The organism is Novosphingobium sp. PASSN1 (genome assembly GCF_002278815.1).
In genome coordinates this window covers 98,017-115,127 of the sequence record NZ_NKIS01000002.1, presented here as the reverse complement: position 1 = coordinate 115,127, position 17,111 = coordinate 98,017, and the positions used below count along the sequence as shown (strand labels likewise).

18 protein-coding genes and 2 tRNA genes are annotated in these 17,111 nt (G+C 55.5%); 12 read left to right on the top strand and 8 right to left on the bottom strand.

Features of this window, described 5'->3' with window-relative positions; translation table 11 throughout:
* Positions 1 to 37: 37 nt before the first annotated feature.
* Complete coding sequence (locus CFE35_RS03475) at positions 38 to 430, bottom strand: hypothetical protein (protein WP_292927999.1); 393 nt, start codon at positions 428 to 430, stop codon at positions 38 to 40.
* 136 nt (positions 431 to 566) lie between these two features.
* Here CFE35_RS03475 and CFE35_RS03470 point away from each other — a divergent pair.
* From CFE35_RS03470 to CFE35_RS03450, 5 genes are all read left to right on the top strand, one after another.
* A tRNA-Arg gene (locus CFE35_RS03470) sits at positions 567 to 643 on the top strand.
* Positions 644 to 800: 157 nt separating this feature from the next.
* Complete coding sequence (locus tag CFE35_RS03465) at positions 801 to 2,042, top strand: tyrosine-type recombinase/integrase (RefSeq protein ID WP_292927997.1); 1,242 nt, start codon at positions 801 to 803, stop codon at positions 2,040 to 2,042.
* Positions 2,043 to 2,258: 216 nt separating this feature from the next.
* Positions 2,259 to 3,689 carry a hypothetical protein gene (locus CFE35_RS03460; RefSeq protein WP_292927995.1) on the top strand — a complete coding sequence of 477 codons (1,431 nt, stop codon included), beginning with the start codon at positions 2,259 to 2,261 and terminating at the stop codon, positions 3,687 to 3,689.
* Between the two features lie 819 nt (positions 3,690 to 4,508).
* Complete coding sequence (locus CFE35_RS03455) at positions 4,509 to 4,841, top strand: hypothetical protein (protein ID WP_292927993.1); 333 nt, start codon at positions 4,509 to 4,511, stop codon at positions 4,839 to 4,841.
* Between the two features lie 79 nt (positions 4,842 to 4,920).
* Complete coding sequence (locus CFE35_RS03450) at positions 4,921 to 5,094, top strand: hypothetical protein (RefSeq protein ID WP_292927991.1); 174 nt, start codon at positions 4,921 to 4,923, stop codon at positions 5,092 to 5,094.
* A gap of 128 nt (positions 5,095 to 5,222) precedes the next feature.
* Here CFE35_RS03450 and CFE35_RS03445 read toward each other — a convergent pair whose 3' ends face one another.
* Positions 5,223 to 5,978: a hypothetical protein gene (locus CFE35_RS03445; RefSeq protein ID WP_292927989.1), complete on the bottom strand. Its 756-nt coding sequence runs from the start codon at positions 5,976 to 5,978 to the stop codon at positions 5,223 to 5,225.
* A gap of 147 nt (positions 5,979 to 6,125) precedes the next feature.
* On the opposite strand from CFE35_RS03445, the gene CFE35_RS03440 reads away from it, so the two are divergent.
* Positions 6,126 to 7,076, top strand: coding sequence for a hypothetical protein (locus CFE35_RS03440; RefSeq protein WP_292927987.1), 951 nt, complete (start codon positions 6,126 to 6,128; stop codon positions 7,074 to 7,076).
* 225 nt (positions 7,077 to 7,301) lie between these two features.
* Entirely contained in the window at positions 7,302 to 7,889 is a 588-nt protein-coding gene (locus CFE35_RS03435) for a site-specific integrase (RefSeq protein WP_292927985.1), read from the top strand.
* Between the two features lie 69 nt (positions 7,890 to 7,958).
* Here the strand turns inward: CFE35_RS03435 and CFE35_RS03430 are convergent, their stop codons facing one another.
* From CFE35_RS03430 to CFE35_RS03410, 5 genes are all read right to left on the bottom strand, one after another.
* Complete coding sequence (locus CFE35_RS03430; protein WP_292927983.1) at positions 7,959 to 8,123, bottom strand: hypothetical protein; 165 nt, start codon at positions 8,121 to 8,123, stop codon at positions 7,959 to 7,961.
* Positions 8,123 to 8,272, bottom strand: a complete 150-nt coding sequence (locus CFE35_RS03425) for a hypothetical protein (protein WP_292927981.1) — start codon at positions 8,270 to 8,272, stop codon at positions 8,123 to 8,125. Before CFE35_RS03425 ends, CFE35_RS03430 begins: the two co-directional genes overlap by 1 nt.
* A 297-nt stretch (positions 8,273 to 8,569) precedes the next feature.
* Positions 8,570 to 9,085 carry a hypothetical protein gene (locus CFE35_RS03420; RefSeq protein ID WP_292927979.1) on the bottom strand — a complete coding sequence of 172 codons (516 nt, stop codon included), beginning with the start codon at positions 9,083 to 9,085 and terminating at the stop codon, positions 8,570 to 8,572.
* Positions 9,086 to 9,165: 80 nt separating this feature from the next.
* On the bottom strand, positions 9,166 to 9,756 hold the full coding sequence (locus CFE35_RS03415) for a hypothetical protein (RefSeq protein ID WP_292927977.1): 591 nt from the start codon (positions 9,754 to 9,756) through the stop codon (positions 9,166 to 9,168).
* 16 nt (positions 9,757 to 9,772) lie between these two features.
* Positions 9,773 to 10,195, bottom strand: a complete 423-nt coding sequence (locus tag CFE35_RS03410; protein ID WP_292927975.1) for a hypothetical protein — start codon at positions 10,193 to 10,195, stop codon at positions 9,773 to 9,775.
* A gap of 126 nt (positions 10,196 to 10,321) precedes the next feature.
* Here CFE35_RS03410 and CFE35_RS03405 point away from each other — a divergent pair, with 126 nt between their 5' ends.
* From CFE35_RS03405 to CFE35_RS03395, 3 genes are all read left to right on the top strand, one after another.
* Positions 10,322 to 10,543, top strand: coding sequence for a helix-turn-helix transcriptional regulator (locus tag CFE35_RS03405; RefSeq protein ID WP_292927973.1), 222 nt, complete (start codon positions 10,322 to 10,324; stop codon positions 10,541 to 10,543).
* Positions 10,544 to 11,031: 488 nt separating this feature from the next.
* Complete coding sequence (locus tag CFE35_RS03400; RefSeq protein WP_292927971.1) at positions 11,032 to 12,519, top strand: phosphomannomutase; 1,488 nt, start codon at positions 11,032 to 11,034, stop codon at positions 12,517 to 12,519.
* Positions 12,520 to 12,796: 277 nt separating this feature from the next.
* Positions 12,797 to 15,064 (top strand): TonB-dependent receptor, encoded by a 2,268-nt coding sequence (locus tag CFE35_RS03395; RefSeq protein ID WP_292927969.1) that lies wholly within the window; start codon positions 12,797 to 12,799, stop codon positions 15,062 to 15,064.
* A gap of 198 nt (positions 15,065 to 15,262) precedes the next feature.
* On the opposite strand, the gene CFE35_RS03390 is transcribed toward CFE35_RS03395, so the two are convergent.
* Positions 15,263 to 15,337, bottom strand: a tRNA-Gly gene (locus CFE35_RS03390).
* 205 nt (positions 15,338 to 15,542) lie between these two features.
* Between CFE35_RS03390 and CFE35_RS03385 the strand changes: the two genes are divergently transcribed.
* Together CFE35_RS03385 and CFE35_RS03380 are read left to right on the top strand one after the other, a co-directional pair.
* Positions 15,543 to 16,451, top strand: a complete 909-nt coding sequence (locus tag CFE35_RS03385) for a tetratricopeptide repeat protein (protein WP_292927967.1) — start codon at positions 15,543 to 15,545, stop codon at positions 16,449 to 16,451.
* A gap of 4 nt (positions 16,452 to 16,455) precedes the next feature.
* A complete protein-coding gene (locus CFE35_RS03380; protein ID WP_292927965.1) occupies positions 16,456 to 17,082 on the top strand; it encodes an LON peptidase substrate-binding domain-containing protein in 627 nt (208 codons plus the stop codon).
* The last annotated feature ends 29 nt before the right edge of the window (positions 17,083 to 17,111 follow it).

The window sequence follows — 17,111 nt, the reverse complement described above, 5'->3', positions numbered from 1 at the left end:
AAGAACAAAAATGGAACAAGAAAAGCGCGGGTTTTCCCTAACGCTCGATCCCGAGCGGCGGGATCAGGGCCAGCAGCGCGGCGCGGGCGGCGTGGAACTCCTGCCACAGCGCCTGCGCCGCCGCTCCGGCTGGCGCGCCGCTGCCGTGCAGCGCAAGCAGCGCGGCAAGCCCGGGTTCGAGAATGGCAGCAAGATCATCCACCCCTTGCTCGGCCAGACGCAGCCGCCAGCCGCCGGTATCGCGCATGATCGCAGGGAAATTGCGCAGATCGGGGGTGCGGTATTCGGGCGCATTCCCGGCCAGTTCGCCCACCGCCGATGCCGCTTCGTGAACGGCAGTCCACTTCATCGCCATCGGGCTGGCCGCCAGCCGCGCCGCGCCGCGATTCGCATTCGGGGAAGGAGGACGTGCAACCATGCGATGCGGCATAAGGCAGCGCCCGCTACCAAATCGCTAAACTGCAATCCTTCGACCACAAACTTGGGGCCACAAACTTGGGGCCACAAACTTCTGGCCACAAACCACTGGCAACCCGCGCGCCGCGCTGCTAGGCGCTCTTGGCCAAGCACCCGTAGCTCAGCTGGATAGAGCGCTGCCCTCCGAAGGCAGAGGCCACAGGTTCGAATCCTGTCGGGTGCACCAAAATCACCATACAATCTCAATCACTTACGGGATTTACAAATCTCGCAAAGCTCGAGAATCGTCGATTTTGGGCGTTTACAAACTCTATACAAAAATCGGTATCAACTCCCGAACATCCTGATAATTTTGCCGAAAGTGGCAAACGTGCAGGAAGCGTATGGCAGCGTATCAGGAGCTGATTGATCTACGCGGTGACGGGCGGATCATGCTCTACAAGCGAGATGGGTTGAAAAACCCAAAGTGGCAGGTCCGCATACGGGTGCCGAACGCTGCGGGTTACAAGATCGTCTCCACCAAAACGGACAAGCTGCGGGACGCTGAGCGGTTCGCGGAGAATCTCTACGAAGAGCTCTACATGCACGTCAAAGCGGGTGGATCGATCCAGTCGCGGACGTTCAAGCAGGCGTTCGACGACTGGAAGAAGCACGTCACCACGATGGGTCACACTCGGAGAGGTGGGTCATGGCAGGGAACGATTGAACGTGTCGAGACATACGCTCTGCGGTTCTTTGGAGGGATGAAGATCGAGGCGATTGGTCCGTCGGATTTCACGGACTACTGGGCGTGGCGCAAAACGAACTTCAACAAGAAGGAACCGTCAAACGGCACGTTGCGGCGTGAACGCACGAGCATCCTGCCTGTCTTCAAGTATGCCGTGTCGAAGGGGTACATCCCTGCGATTCCTGAGACTGAACCGCCTAAAGCGCAGTTGGAGCGGAGACCGACATTCACATTGGATGAGTGGCGCAAGCTTACGGTCAAAGCACGAGCATGGGTCAAGGAAGGCGAATCGAAGGCGACATGGCGCCATCGGTTCATGACGCAGCAGTATGTGCTGATCCTTGCAAACACTGGGATGCGCGTGGGCGAATTGCGGGGTCTGCGCTGGAGCGACCTGCGGACGGTCAAGACGGATGACGGGACCAGATTGGTCGCAGAGGTGCGCGGCAAGACGGGCGTTCGCGAGGTGGTGTTTCAGCAATCGGCGGATCAATATGTGAAGCGGGTCTACGATCTGCGGGTCATGGAGTTGAACGATCTGCCAGGCGATTCGACCGACCGTGATGTTCCGCCTGATGAGGCGATTTTCTGTCACAAGGACGGGACACCGATCCAGACGATGAAGACGGCGTTCAAGTCACTGCTCGCGTTTGCCAAGATTCCTATTGAGCGGAACGGCGGATCGAGGACGATCTACTCGCTGCGACATTTCTACGCGACCATGCGCCTTAGCCACGAGACCAGTCCATTCCTGCTTGCGAAGCAGATGGGTACGTCGGTCGAGATGCTGGAGAAGTTCTACGGGCAGACCGTCAGTTCAGCACTGGCGGCGCAGATCACGAAAGCAGGTGCTGCTCGTGATTCGATCAAGCGCGACACTGCGTATCCGTTCGAGTGAGGTTGGGGGTCACTGAGTGTCATCAGTGAGAGGCGGATTTCCGATCAGAAACTGGCGGTTGAAGCTCAGGGGTATCCGCGGGGATGACTGCGGGTGGCGACAGTTCGAGGGCGAGTGATGGCATTGTCATTGATCTGTAAGATTCCGCAATGACAGGACCAGGGTAAGGGCGTGCGAGCAGTTTGCCGCGCGGGATGTGTTTGTGGGGCGAGAGAGATGCCGGTACTTAAGCGGGTCGGAACTGATTTTGTGGTCAACACCGAGACATCGGGTGAGCAGACAAATCACAGCATCAGAAGGCTGACCCACAGACGAACTCATGCGAGATCAACTTGTTGGTCAGAATTATTAGTCGCGGTAATTTTGACATTTTGTCCGATAAATTTTGCATTCGCGCAACAGTATCAAGGTCAGAAACTCGACCAATACGAGGGTCGCAAACTCGAGCAAGGCGATTACGATAAAATTAATGACCTTCGATCTGAAATTTTTGAAAAAAGCCAATCCCTGCATGTTGAGACGACTCGCGAGTTTGATGAAGAGTGGGAAAATAAGCAGTCTAGAGATTTAAAATGCGCCGATATTAATAATCGAGGAGGCTACGACAATAGTCTAGAAGTCGAACAGTGCCAACTTAATAACACCCTAAGATATATTAACTACCTTGAATCATATTTATCCAAGGTTAAACAGGAAGGCGCCACCCAAATTGCGCTTTCTGCAGAGAACTCTGCTCAAGGAGCGGGTCCTGCTTCATCAGAAACGGCAACCTCAACCGCCAGAGCTGAAGTTTATGCCAATGACATTGCGCCACCGTCGAATGCGGGTTTCGTAAATTCAAATAGCGATGAAAATAAATCCAATTCCGTTTTCAACAATATTGGCAATAACCCAGATAATATGAACTCTGCACGAGATTCATTGACTATTTTGTTTATATCTATTCTGCTACTTCCATTTATGTATTTTGTAGTCAAAGGCTTTTCGGAGGATTGGGCGAGATCTAGCAAGCACGAATCGGATGAAATCAATGATGTTTTTGATGCATCGCAAACATCTGACTCGTTTTCGTCTTTAAATGATAATCAAAAGATAATTCGAAATAGATCCTTGGAAAAGGCACTTAGTTCCGTTGATTTTTGGGACAGCATGCGCACAATGACCCTTTTCGCATTGAGTTATGGCGCTACTTTATTTTCGGTATTTGCAATATGGGGCACTATTGTCGCTGGTTGGATCGGCGTCATATTGTCCCCAATTGTAATTCCATGCATAATTTTTTACACCGTAAAAGTTCGACGTGTTTTGGAAAAATTCCAGCAAGAATTTCCGAAATCGAAAGCGCAAAGAACTAAGAAAAAATTATTCGATAAGGGCAAAATTTTTACCTGCTTTAAATGTAATGCAGTGTTTGCACTGTCTTTTTGGGAATCTGACCGAACGCTTGTGGCGGCGGTCCCTCGTCATTCCACACGATCAGCAGGTACCGATTCTAATGGGCGCCAAAGGATTATAGAAAGAACGTGGACTGAAGCTCGCTACACATACATCGACAACACCAAATGTTGCGTGTGCGGCGAGCACACTCGTATGAAGCGGGAAGTGACTAAGGAAGAAAATGTTCGGAGTCACGAGCGAATGGGCTGATTACGTGGACATGGCGGCTAATTCTCCAAAGGAGAATAGTTAGGCGACAAGTGTAACTCCACTATCAGCGCGAAGGCGCTTCGTCTAACCAACCGCCACTGAGTGTCATCAGTGAGAGCGGATTTCCGATCAGAAACTACCCCATATAAATATCCAAAACCAATCCAACTCATGGGGTAGTACGATGGACGTATCGAAAGCAAAAGCACCAAAACTGAAGCGATTCAAAGAGTTTATGGCGGAACAGGGCGGGTTTCAATTTAAACCGCGTGACCCGATCAGATCGAGAATTCCCCGCCGTACCTCGCTGTCAGTCGATATCTCGATTACCCCTGCCTGATCAACGCTGCGGTTGCTGAGGTCGAGGTGACCAGCGACTGCATCGTGTCCAAAGCGGGAAGTCCATCGGTACCAATACGGCACCACTGAACGTTTTCAGCGCAGTCCTTAGATCCTATGCAATGGATAGATACTTTTCTGTGACGATGGTGGTCCATGTCAAACGATACAACGGCAAATGACCTTGCGCCTTACATTATATCATCACTGAAATTAATGAAAAAAATTCATAGAGTGAAATTAAAAATTTCCCTACTCATATTTGAAGCAGAGTGCAAATTTGGGGAAAACTCAGAAGAGGTTTCATTGCTAAGGCGCCTTTTTGCCGAATAATTTTTATTCAAAACTACGGCAGAACGGAATAAATAGCCGCAGCGCAATCTGAACGGTAACGACAGAGACTGCCCTGATTACTTTTCCGGCATCAGCGCTCCCGAAGCTGACCACACCAGTTTGGTCGGACCCTGCCCCTATAGCGCCATGATGTATGTCACGGGTGATGCTTGTGGGGACATTGAGATCGATCTAGCCGATCTCGTGGATGATTACCCCGAGAAGCTGATCCACTGCCGTGAAGCGGTTGCCGATCCTGTCCCACATTTCCAGCGGACACGGGAACTGGAGGGTACGTTCTACGAGGCGGAGTTCGCGGGAGATGACTTCGTTTGGGACAAGCTGTCGGTCGGCATGACCTACTTTGACGGCGCATACATGATCGATTTGGTAGAGTATGACGGCGTGACGATTGAGATTGAGCTACCTGATGTGACCAGCGATTGCGTCGTGTTTAAAGCTGGGACAGCGCCCCGATAAGACAGACTTATCCTTCCCAGTCTCCGCCACCTCGAGTATGATTACATTTTTGAGACAGCAGCGGATTCGGGAGCGTTTTGTGACCACCATCGTTATGGGCAATATCGAGTCTCGCGTAGTCGCCATCGATAAAATACAAAGCGAGATTTACAATCTCAAGAAGAAGATAGCCGCCATCTTGCTGCAGACCGAAGATGAATTCGGCGCAGAATCACAAGAGGCAACGACAATCAGGACAATGGTTTGGGGTTAGCATCTTCGGAAAAATTCATAGTCCTGCCGTCAACAGGCAAAGGTCTTTGAGTGGCAGGATACAGGAAGTGAGTTTCAATCGAAACTCAACTGCATAGTCGCTGGCAGCATTGGGGGGAAACCCCACGCTTAGTACGTGCCAGGGAAGACTCCCATCGCAACATTTGCCGCGAGTTTCCGAGCAATTCGAATGTCGCGCACAATCTGCCGTCTCGCGTTTTCCGCATTGCCCATATCGGACAGAACCTGACTGGTTCCGCTTTTGCGCCCACCCGCATCGAGATAGCCAACGAAGACCTTGTAGAAATATGGGATCGGCGTGACGCGGCGGCGTGATCCCGCTTTGATCTTCGCCTCCCATCCTTCGTACCAGCGCACATAGTCCCGCGCCGCACGTTCAATCCGCTTTCGTGGATCGGCGTCTGCATGACGCAGCCAGTAGCTGTACAAGCGATGATAGCGCCGCGCCTTGTCCAGCTGCTTCAGAAATCCATGCTCGTACCCAAGCGATAGCGCAAAGCGACCCTGCCGTTTGAGGTTCACTCCTTCACGGTCGAGATAGGCGGCGACCTGAGCGAGAACTTCATCGCTGTGACCTGACAGCGGAATGGTCAGGGTGATGCTATCAGGTTCTGATCCGACGACCGCGCCAGCATCCAACCGCTCGACCTTGCTGCGCACGGCAAAGAGTGAGCGCCAGTGTCCGCTCCACCAACGACTGAATGTCGGACTGCGGTAATCGCCCCAGTCTGCATAGACCGTCTCGTCGATGGTCACCTCGGGATCGGAGGCGGCAAGTTTGAGAAACTCGAACCACAGCCGATACGGTTCCACCGTCGCTGCTGGCAGAACGTACTCGCCATCGCCCTTCCACCGCTCAAACATCACGCCCTCATTTCTGATCGGAAATTATCGGAACAGATCCGATTTCAACGGCTTAGTTCAAGTGACAATTTCCATTTTCGCGTAAAGTTAGGTCATCGGGAGACGGAAAACACTCTCGATTTTTCAAAAACGTGAAAGGAAATGAATATGACTAACATCTCTAACATGATTGCTCCGACTGAATTCAGCTACATCATCAAGACTGAACTCGAAAACAGCACGATCTCTTGGAAAAAGATCGCTCAAGCATTTTGCGATGCTGGTGATCAGTTCGGTACCGATTCCGATGCTTTCAAGTCCATTCTGAAAGACACTCGCTTCTCACTCGCAACCGCGACCAAGCTCGTCAAGATCGCTCAGAGCGACCGCTTGAAGCGACACGCAGATGTGTTCAGCAAGGTTCACGCGTGGACCGTGCTCTACGCGATCACGACACTCACCGATGAACAGTTCGACCGCCTTCTCGCGTCGGTCAGCGATGGTGCGGTGGTTACGTCATCGATGGTCACGAAGGCGAAAGCTGAGAAGAAGCAGCTCGATCCGTACAAGACCATTTTCAACATCCGTATTGATGAGAATGCTCTGCGCGGTGATCTGTTTGACGGTGAAGATTATGCGACACTGCACAGTCTGATCGAAGAGATCGAAAAGTTGATCCCCTACATCCGCATTGACGCCATCGACCGCTTTGAAAACAACGCCGTCTGGGAAATGAACTGCATTCAGAAGCACTACGACAAAATTACAAAGCGCAAGTTCAACGAAGCGATTGCGTCCTACAAGAAGCACTCGCCTGAGTGGTCAACTTACGCATCGAACTCGAAGAACCGTACCAAGCCGCGAATCGCCAACTTCGACGACGCAGCTGATGCTCACGCAGCCATGCTTGAAAACCCCACTGCAGCGTTTGCCGCTCTCGGTTCAGACCTCTACGATATGAGCGTGATCTGGACCGAAGCATGTCAGGCGTTTGCCAAGCAGACCGCTGAGTACGCCGCGAAAGCGAACACCGAGTTCCGCATCGCCAACGCGGTCACTCCCGCCGAGACAAGTTCCGCTGCTGAGTCGCCCAGCACGAGCGTGAAACTCGCCGCCTGACAGAGACCAATTTCTGATCGGAAATTACCCCCGCTTCGTGCGGGGGTTTTTGTATGTGCGCTGCCGACGCCCGATCCAGCATTGATGATATAAGTGACAAAATATCATCAGTGCGGCTAACCGATTGAGACTGAATCAGGATTTATTGCGCTGAACCGGTGTCCCTATTTTGCTGATTATAATACCATAAATCTGTTGGTTTTATAATCAGTTACGAGGCAAAGCATGGGTATCGGAAAGCAGGCGAAGGTGCTGTCGCGACCTCAGATTGAGGCGGTGTCGGATCAGATCGGAAAGCGGCGGCATGGTCTGCGCAATCAGGTGATTTTCCTGCTGTCGGTCCGAGCAGGGTTGCGAGCGAAGGAGATCGCCAGTCTGAGATGGGAAATGGTGGTGGATGCGGACGGGGAGATCAGCACCATGATCAATCTCACCAATGTTGCGTCGAAGGGTCAGTCTGGGCGGATCATTCCGATCAACCGTCAGCTGCGGCAGACCCTGCTTCAGCACTACCAGAGTGTGAGGGGTGAATGTGGTTCACCGTATGTGGTGACGACCGAACGCGCAGATCGCACATCCGCCCAAGCGATCGTGAACCTGTTCCACCGTTGGTACGCCGACCTGGGGCTGGTTGGCTGCTCATCACACTCGGGTCGGCGGACCTTCATCACGAACGCTGCTCGCAAGATTTCCACGGTCGGTGGGTCACTGCGGGATGTGCAGTCACTGGCGGGACACTCCTCACTTCAGACCACACAGCGCTATATCGAAGGTGACAGCGAAGCGAGGAAGCGGGTGGTCGATCTGGTGTGAGTGGGGGTCACTGATGACCATCAGCGGGAGTTGATTTCCGACCAGAAACTGCCGCTTGGCAGCTAACGGTCACCCGATGATGATCACTGTCTGCTTCGACCTCTCGATCATGTCCTTCGATGGGAGTCCGCGAAGATCGCTTCCCTCGTAGACCATGACCGTCCTGACATTCGCCTGACCCAGCGCCTTGATCAATTCCTGCTTGGTTTTGGGTTTTTGGACCTTGGTCAGCATCACCAGTCTCCATCATCACTGGGACCAAGCAGGTCGAGCGGTCCGTCATCCGTCACGTTCTCGTTTAGCATCAGCGCCGTGTCGATCAGGTCGAACTGGCGGCTGCGGTGGGTCAAGAGGTCGGCTTGGGACAGGATGAAGTCGTTCATCAACTCAACGAGGACTGACGTCCTCGTCCTACCAGATATTTGGCATATCCCATCAAATCTGGTTTTGGTTGCACTAGGTGCGATGAAATTAATCAATGCAGATGCTAGTTTCATTTGGTTCTCCCGATAATTTATTTAATAAGTTTCAATTTCCTAAAATTGAGGTTGGTTGACATTTTTATAATCCATGGATTTTAGTTACAACTAACCAACAAGGTCAACCTAGTGATTGCTTGGCGATTGGGTTTGAAGTGATTGCAGGGGCGGAAGGAGACTTTGCTCAACGACCGCAGGGTATCACTGAGCGGTCAGACTCGGCATGTTGAGGTTCTGCAAATCTATGGAATCAAAAAAGTCGGGTTTGGAGTACGTCTTCGTGATGTAGTCCAGCCACCCGTCATCGTAGCACTGCTGCACGTGGGTGTGACCGTAACCCCACTGCGTCCGCAGCCATTGATCCACGAAGAGCGGATATGCTTCCTCAAGATCAACCTTGGGCGGCAGGTCGATCAGCAGGTGGTAATGTAAACGATGGGTCGTTCCGCCTTCGACCACAGGGACCACCTGCAATTTCCTACCGAAGCGGCGAGCAGCATTGCCGTGAAAGTGCTTGTTCAGGCGATTGAGCAGGTGGCGCAAATTCTGGGAGGCGGATTGCTCATCGAGACATTGCGACGCAAAACCCCTGTCTGTCACCACCGTAGTTACCTGCTTGAGGTTGAGGGTGACAGCGTAGGGGTTTGCCCACTTGCTCGAAGCTAACCAATCTCTGGTGGCGGATTGGATCATTTTCTGCTGAGCGAATGTTGTCATATAAACAGTCCATAATATTGATAATTATGAATTATTTATAAATGATTTTCTTCATAAATCGAAATATCAACAATATTATGCTATATTGCTCGTAATTTTTCTATAATCTGTTTTTTATATTGCCTCGCTTGCGGCGAAAGGTGATGACTATATACTAACCATATTGGAATTATTGCGGGTGTGAGCCAAATAACCCACGGATTAAAGGCTAAAAAAGTTATTGCAGAAAGCATAATCCAAACAAATATTAAACTATTTATTACAGATCCGTCAATAAAGCTAAATCCTGACGCTTTTGACGGAACTAGATTTTTTACAATTACCTCATCATCTGGATGTATCAAATCTTTTATGTAAAAAATATTACACCTTCCGTCCTTTAGCAATGCTTCCGATCCGTCTTTCATGTGACGTAGATGTGTCTCTAGTTTCGATTCATTTTTAGAGGCGGACAACTCCATAAAATCTGCCAGAAAAGCATTTTGCTTCCACACTGTGTATCCTACTACAATGTCACCCCGAGCTTGCATCATGATATCCGCAATGATCGGGCTGTCGAAGTATACATTGCGCAATCGTTTCCCGCCAATGACAACTGATGACATTATTTTTTCCGAAACCCAGTCGCCTGCGTCTTGAAACTCGCCAGTTACGTATCCAAAATCAGACATTACAGAATCCCGCTTTTTATTTAAAGGCAAGAATGATTGAAGCTATGCCTAGCAAAGTTGATAAGCCGCCAAGATAAGCTGATATGCGAACCGCATTATCCACGTGAACGAACGGGATGCGAATCGCTTGGTGCCATTTCACTGTCGAAATTTTAAGGTTGAGCGATTTCCCGAGATCGTCAGCATCAGGCTGGAGATCAATCCAGCCGCCCCAATCGATGACAATGCCGTCTCTTGGCACGGTCGGAGAGAATCGGATAATCCTGTAGATGGTCCGCTGATCGGATTTGATCGCAACCCATCTGCCATAGAGTTTTCTGCGTTCCGCTTTGCCGGACAGGTGATCGTGCCGAATGACGATCCAACCCTTTTGCAAATCGACGGTGGCGCCAATCTGCTTCGTCGGACAACTGAAGAATTCCGCGTCCGCGATTTCCATGCGACCCCCGCTGCCACCCTCCTTGGGCGACATACCCCGGAATGCATATCCCAATATGGGATATCCCGAAAGGGGTTTTAGCGATGGAGAATGCCGCCTTCGCTCTTTACCGAAGCATACCAGTGCTTGATCCAGAGCATAGTGGCAGCTCGGCAATCGGCGGGTCTGCGTCAGGTCGATCTCGCGAAGTTGCTCGGCAAGCCGCAGTCATTCGTGTCCAAAATGGAAACGGGAGAGCGGCGGTTGGACGTGATCGAGTTTCTTGTCATCGCCCGTGCGATGGGATCCGATCCGATCCAACTGATTGGTGAGGTTATCGCAGCGATGCCGTCCGATACCACAATCTGAAACAGCGCCGCTAACGACCAACAGTGGGATCGCCGATTTCCGATCAGAAATTGCCCGATCTGGAAGGCAGTTGACCGAGCGGGCAAACCTCCCTAAAACATTGGTATAACGTTAAAAAGGAACCGCTCTCCGAAGTTGTCAATTTTAACAAAACATTTACACGTGCTCAGAGCGTATCTTAACATATTGAAAATATACGGTAATACCAATCAATCACTGTTCTCCGAAGGCAGAGGCCACAGGTTCGAATCCTGTCGGGTGCACCATCTTTTCAATGATTTAGGTGGCCTGCCTGTTGTCTGTACGGAAATGGTACGGAAAACATTTGCACTTCGCTTGATTGCCTCGTTCCATGATGCGCTCTCAGTTCTTTTTGGGAACCTTTGAGGGCGCGGTGACTTGAATGACCAATCCGTGATCGCGCGCGCCATCTCGAAGCGATCGTGATGGCGCTCGGTGATTCGAACAGGTGAGCGAAGGATAAAAGTTTGGCTGGCATTGGCATTCACGAGCTCATGATTGAATGCGGTGTGGCATTCGGCACGAGCGGTGCACGCGGCGAAGTCGTCGCCATGACCGACCGTGTCTGCTACGGTTATACGCAGGGGTTTCTTACGTACCTGGCTGAGCAGGGCGAGTTTGGCGCCGATCGCAGGGTGGCGATTGCTGGAGACCTCAGGCCCAGCACCCCCAGGATATTGGCAGCATGTGCTCGTGCCATACGTGATCTCGGGGGCGTACCGGTCTTCTGTGGGTATGTGCCGACCCCTGCCCTCGCACTCTTCAGTTTTGCCGAGGGCATTCCGAGTCTCATGGTCACAGGAAGTCATATCCCGGCAGACCGGAATGGCATTAAATTCTATCGGCCAACCGGCGAAGTTCTGAAGGTCGATGAGGCTGGCATAAGCCGGCAAATTGTGTCGTTTCCGGCTGATGCCTTCACCGATGCGGGTGCCCTTGCGCAAGATGAAGTGCTCCCACCCATCACCGATGTCGAGGCCGCATACGCACAACGTTACATTGATCACTTTGGCTCCGGCGCGTTAACCGGCATGCGAATTGGCGTCTATCAGCACTCGGCTGTCGGTAGAGATTTGCTTGCGGCAGTTTTGTCTGCGCTCGGAGCCGAGATCACTCTTCTGGGAAGATCCGAGACATTTGTCCCGGTCGATACCGAAGCGCTTCGACCTCAGGATATAGAACTTGCTCGCGAATGGACGGAAAATGGTGAGTTCGACGCGATTGTTTCAACCGATGGTGATTCGGATCGACCGTTGCTCTCGGATGCGCGTGGTTCGTGGCTGCGGGGCGATGTCCTTGGCATTCTTTGTGCGGCAGGGATCGGAGCGACATCGGTCGTTACGCCGATAAGCAGCAACACAGCTCTGGAAATGTCCGGCAAATTTCTCCGGTGTCGGCGCACGCGCATCGGATCTCCCTATGTTATCGCTGCAATGTCGGAAGAGCAGTTGGTCGGCTCCTCGATCGTCTGCGGATACGAAGCGAACGGTGGGTTCTTGCTTGGGACCGACATCGCAGGTGCCAATGGCTCGGTTACCAGGGCGCTGCCGACGCGCGACGCCTTCCTGCCTCTCCTGGTCGTGCTGGCCAATCGGGATTTGAGCATAGCTCAGCAATTAGAAAAACTTCCTCAGCGGTATACTTTCAGTGACAGAATTGCGCCATTTCCACCTGGTATGAGTGAACGTCTGTTCGAATTGCTCAAGGCCGGTGAAGAGGAAGATCAACTGGCATTGCAAACTCAGCTGTTCGGCCATTTTGCTGGTGAAGCTCGGTCGATCGATCTTACAGACGGGGTTCGTGCAACTTTTTTGAGCGGCTTGGTTGTTCACTTGCGTGGTTCCGGCAATGCTCCGGAATTGCGATGCTATACCGAAGGGGACACCGAGGTCATTGCCAAGGAAGCAAATCGTCTCGCGCTAGATCAGGTCCAGTCGATGTTTAGCGAGGCATGAGACATTCACGTGGGGTGTTGAACGCAACCCGCCGCAAAACTGACGCGCCACCCAGTTTTCCACCAGCTGGGCTCAGAGCCGGGCGGTTTGGCTGCACTTGACCTGCTGCGCCGTGGCAGTGGCCGTCACCGCAAAAAGTCGGTGTGTGAAACCTGCATGAAAAGCTGGGTGCGTCCTGCGCCGGATTTTGCGTAAGCGCCCCCCGCATGTTTGCGGTTCGGACGCTGGGCCATGCTGTCCCGCCATGCGAAGGCTTGCCGCACTGGAAGGATGACCCATGACTTCGCTACGATCCGTTGCAGCCCTGTTGGGCGGCGCGCTCATTGCTTTTGCCGGTGACGCTCACGGCGCAGACGCGGCAGATGCAGCGCCCGCGAATCAACCAGAGGCGATCGTGGTCAAGGCCGCTCCTCGCGGGGAAACGATCTGGACCTACCCCGGCAACGCCACCGTGATCGGTGCAGATGATCTGCAATCCCGGCAGTTCACCACGCTGGCCACGCTCAGCCAGGTCACGCCCAATGTGTCGCTCGATGAGATCGGCACGTTCAAGGGGGTGGCCAACTTTGCCATGCGCGGACTCGGGGTCAACAGCTCGATCCCCTCGATCGATCCTGCCGTGGGTCTCTATGTCGATGGGGTCTATATCGGCATCAACGGCGGTTCGGTGTTCGATTCGCTCGATGTCACCCGGGTCGATCTGCTGCGCGGGCCGCAGGGCGTGGTCTATGGCCACAACACCACCGGCGGCGCGGTGATCGTCTCCACCGCAGACCCGGCGCGCGGGGGCTGGGAAGGGCATGGGCGGCTGGGCGCGGAAGGGCCGGTCGATGGCGGACGCGGATCGCCGCTGGGCACGGCCCGGGCGGTCGTTTCCGGCCCGCTCAGCCAGCGTCTGGCGGTGCGCCTCGGCGCGCTGCGCACCAGCGATGGGGGCTATTTCCGCAACAGCTTCAACGGCCATCACATCGGTGCCTATGACAACACGGTGCTGCGCGCAGGCGTGCAATGGGATGCGGCCGAGCGCCTGACGCTGACCTTGAAGGGCGAGTGGAACCGCAGCGACGGCGATGGCGCGCCCACGCACAACAACGGCCAGAATGCCCGTGACCGCTTCGACCTTGCGATCAACGAGGAAGGCTATCACCACTCGCTTGCCCGCTTTGGGGTGCTGCGCGCGGAGTACGAGACCGGGGCAGGGCGGATCGTCAATGTCGCGGGGTGGCGCAAGTATGACCTGCGCACCCGCAACGATATCGATTCCTCGCCGCTCACCATCTTCCATTCGGATACGCGCACCGCGCAGGAGCAATGGTCGAACGACCTCTATTACACGCAGAGCCTCAGCGGGCTGGACCTGACCGCGGGCGCCTACCTGTTCCATCAGCGCATCGGGTATGAGGAAGTGCGCTATCTCGCCGCCACGCAATTTGGCGGCGGGCGCATCCGGCATGATCAGGCCGAGCTTTATGGCCAGGCCGTGATCGCGCTGACGCCCGGGCTGAAGCTGACGGCAGGCCTGCGCTGGTCGCACGAGGAGAAGCAGGCGCGGATCACGTATGTCCGCCCGCGCGCCGCCTGCTCTGCCGTGGACGGCACGTGCCCGCTCTCGGGCAAGAACCCGGCAAACCCGGCGGAGAACAACGGTTTTGCCGACAAGCGCAGCTGGAACTCGCTGTCCCCGCGCCTCGTGCTGGGCTGGCAGGCGGCGGACAATGCCTATGCCTGGGCCGGATGGTCGCGCGGGCAGCGATCGGGCGGCTACAACTTGCGCATCACCCAGCCTGCTGCGTTCGAGCAGGTTTCGGCAGCGCTCGGTTCCCCCGCCTATGGGCCAGAGTGTGCGGACAGTTTTGAAGCAGGCGTGAAGCTCAGGCTGCTGGACGAGCGGCTGGGGCTGTCAGCGGTGCTGTTCGATACCGAAGTCGCTCATCTCCAGCGTGAGATCAACGTGCCCTCGGCGACATCGGGTCTCGCGCAATCAATCTACAACACGGCGGACGCGCGCCTTCGCGGCGGCGAGTTCGAAGCCAGCCTGCAATGGTCGCCCGCTGTGCGCCTGTCCGCGAGCCTCGGCCATATCGATGCGCGCTATCGCCATGTGCGCTTCGACATCAATTCGGACGGCGCGATCAATGCCCTCGACGCCGAGCTCGCCCTGCCGCGCGCCCCGCGCTGGACATGGGGGCTGGGCGGGCAATACCGGACAGACCTCTCCGCAGCGGCCAGCCTGTCCGCCCGCGTCGATTTCCAGCACCGTGCCCGCATTGCCTACACAGACAACAACTGGGGCTTCAACGCCGCATCAGACCGGCTGAACGCAAGCCTTTCGCTGAACCTCGGCAAGCCCGCGATCCGCCTGACGGTGTTTGGCCGCAACTTGCTCGATCAGGTGCAGTTCGGGGGAGATACCCAGCTGCCCTTCGCAGGCGGCGCTTTCTCCGATGGCAACAACCGCCCGTTCGATCCGCGCCCGGCGGCGGGCACGTTCTCCCCGCTGGAAAAGGGGCGGTCATTGGGCGTGGAAGTGGCGCTGGATTTCTAGCGCCAGGACGACGCCAGCCGTGCCAACCGGAGGGCCGGGCGGCCCCCGCACTAGTGCTGATTTTGGGGCAGGAAACTGGAGCGGGCGAATGGATTCGACCCCCAGCGTAGCGGCTAGCCGCGAAGCGCACCAAAACAAATGAGGGTTCCCAACCGAAGGGCGGAACCACTCAACATAGCGCTGCAATGGGAAAGAAACTGGAGCGGGCGAAGGGATTCGAACCCTCGACCCCAACCTTGGCAAGGTTGTGCTCTACCCCTGAGCTACGCCCGCTCGTGCGTTTCTGGCCGGGTTCCCGAAGGCCCCTGACCGGGGTGAAGCGCGCCCTTAGCTGCCCTGCGTGGTGCGTGCAACAGCAAAAATGCGCCTTGGCCAACACAGTGGCATGACTTGCCCGCAAATGCCCTTGCCGAACGGCCCGTGATGCCCACATGGGGAACTCACCAATTGTTCCAGTTTCAGTTGCGGAGACCATCCAGTGGCAAGCCTCGGCCTCAATCTCGAAGAACAGAAAGCGGTGGACCGCTTCCGCAAGGCCGTGGTCGAACCTTCGATGACCAAGCTGGTCGTGCTCGATTTCTGGGCCGAATGGTGCGGGCCGTGCAAGGCGCTCACCCCGGTGCTGGAAAAGGTCTGCGGCGAATATGCCGACAAGGGCGTGATTCTCGCCAAGATCAACGTGGACGAGGACCAGTTCATCGCCGCGCAGTTCCAGGTGCGCTCGATCCCCACGGTCTATGCGATGTTTCAGGGCCAGCCTGTGGCCGATCTCACGCCTGCCCGCAGCGAATCGCAGCTGCGCCAGATGCTCGATCAGATGCTGGCGCGCCTGCCGATCCAGGCGGGCGATGAACCTGCGCAGGATATTGCTCCGCTGCTCGCCATGGGTGAGGAAGTGCTGGCGGGCGGCGACGGCGAGCGCGCGATCGGGATTTTCGCGCAGATTGCCGAAATCGCGCCCGATAGCGCGGCGGCCCATTCCGGCCTGATTCGGGCGCTGCTGCTGGCGGGTGACAAGGCGGCTGCGGAGGAAGTCCTCGCCGGGCTTGATCCCAAGCTGGCCGAAGACCCGGCGCTGGCGCAGGCGCGCTCCGCGCTCGCGCTCGCTGCCGATGCCCCTGAACCCAGCGAGCTTGACGGCCTGCGCGCCGCCGTCGCCGCCAATCGCGGTGATATGGACGCCGAACTCGCGCTTGCCAACGGCCTCTATGCCGCTGGCGACCGCGATGGCGCGGCCAGCCTGCTGCTCGGCATGGTCACGCGGGACCGGGCGTGGAACGAAGGTGCCGCGCGCACCCGCCTGCTTCAGATCTTCGAAGCCATCGGTCTCGAGGATCCGTGGGTTGCGGCCACCCGGCGCAAGCTTTCCACCGTGCTGTTCGGCTAGAGCGATGGGACAGGACAGCCGCCCTGTGCGCCTATCGATCTTTCCGCTGACCGGGGCGCTGCTGTTCCCCGGGCTGCAATTGCCGCTCCACATCTTCGAGCCGCGCTACCGGTCGATGATTTCCGATTCGCTGGTGCGGGATCGGCGCATCGCGATGATCCAGCCGCAGGGCCAGTATGATGGCGCGCCGCTGTTCCAGATCGGCTGCGTTGGCAAGATCGGCGAAGTCGAGGCGATGGAGGACGGGCGCTACAATGTGATCCTCGAAGGGATCGCCCGCTTCCGCCTGCTGCGCGAGCTGGATGTGACGACGCCGTTCCGGCAGGTCGAGGGCGAACTGATCGAGGACGACGCGGGCGCGAGCCTCAGTGCGGTCGAACGCGCCTCGTTCGAGCGCGAGGCCCGCCGCTTTGCCGAAGCGCAGGGCTATTCGGTCGATTGGGATTCGGTCGGCCGGCTTGATGATGTCTCGCTGATCAACGGCGTCTCCCAGATCGCGCCGTTCGATGCCGCAGCCAAGCAGGCGCTGCTGGAAGCGGACAGCCTTGCTACGCGCTGCGAATTGCTGGTGCAGCTGATGCAGTTCTTTGGCCGCCGCGATTCGGATGATGGACGGGTGACGCTTCAGTAGATGCGCCTTGGGCATGCGGCACCGGCCCG

Coding starts and splice junctions, on each gene's coding strand:
- CFE35_RS03475 (WP_292927999.1), bottom strand. CDS start 430: ATGCCGCATCGCATGGTTGCACGTCCTCCTTCCCCGAATGCGAATCGC.
- CFE35_RS03465 (WP_292927997.1), top strand. CDS start 801: ATGGCAGCGTATCAGGAGCTGATTGATCTACGCGGTGACGGGCGGATC.
- CFE35_RS03460 (WP_292927995.1), top strand. CDS start 2,259: ATGCCGGTACTTAAGCGGGTCGGAACTGATTTTGTGGTCAACACCGAG.
- CFE35_RS03455 (WP_292927993.1), top strand. CDS start 4,509: ATGATGTATGTCACGGGTGATGCTTGTGGGGACATTGAGATCGATCTA.
- CFE35_RS03445 (WP_292927989.1), bottom strand. CDS start 5,978: ATGTTTGAGCGGTGGAAGGGCGATGGCGAGTACGTTCTGCCAGCAGCG.
- CFE35_RS03440 (WP_292927987.1), top strand. CDS start 6,126: ATGACTAACATCTCTAACATGATTGCTCCGACTGAATTCAGCTACATC.
- CFE35_RS03435 (WP_292927985.1), top strand. CDS start 7,302: ATGGGTATCGGAAAGCAGGCGAAGGTGCTGTCGCGACCTCAGATTGAG.
- CFE35_RS03430 (WP_292927983.1), bottom strand. CDS start 8,123: ATGCTGACCAAGGTCCAAAAACCCAAAACCAAGCAGGAATTGATCAAG.
- CFE35_RS03425 (WP_292927981.1), bottom strand. CDS start 8,272: ATGAACGACTTCATCCTGTCCCAAGCCGACCTCTTGACCCACCGCAGC.
- CFE35_RS03420 (WP_292927979.1), bottom strand. CDS start 9,085: ATGACAACATTCGCTCAGCAGAAAATGATCCAATCCGCCACCAGAGAT.
- CFE35_RS03415 (WP_292927977.1), bottom strand. CDS start 9,756: ATGTCTGATTTTGGATACGTAACTGGCGAGTTTCAAGACGCAGGCGAC.
- CFE35_RS03410 (WP_292927975.1), bottom strand. CDS start 10,195: ATGGAAATCGCGGACGCGGAATTCTTCAGTTGTCCGACGAAGCAGATT.
- CFE35_RS03395 (WP_292927969.1), top strand. CDS start 12,797: ATGACTTCGCTACGATCCGTTGCAGCCCTGTTGGGCGGCGCGCTCATT.
- CFE35_RS03380 (WP_292927965.1), top strand. CDS start 16,456: ATGGGACAGGACAGCCGCCCTGTGCGCCTATCGATCTTTCCGCTGACC.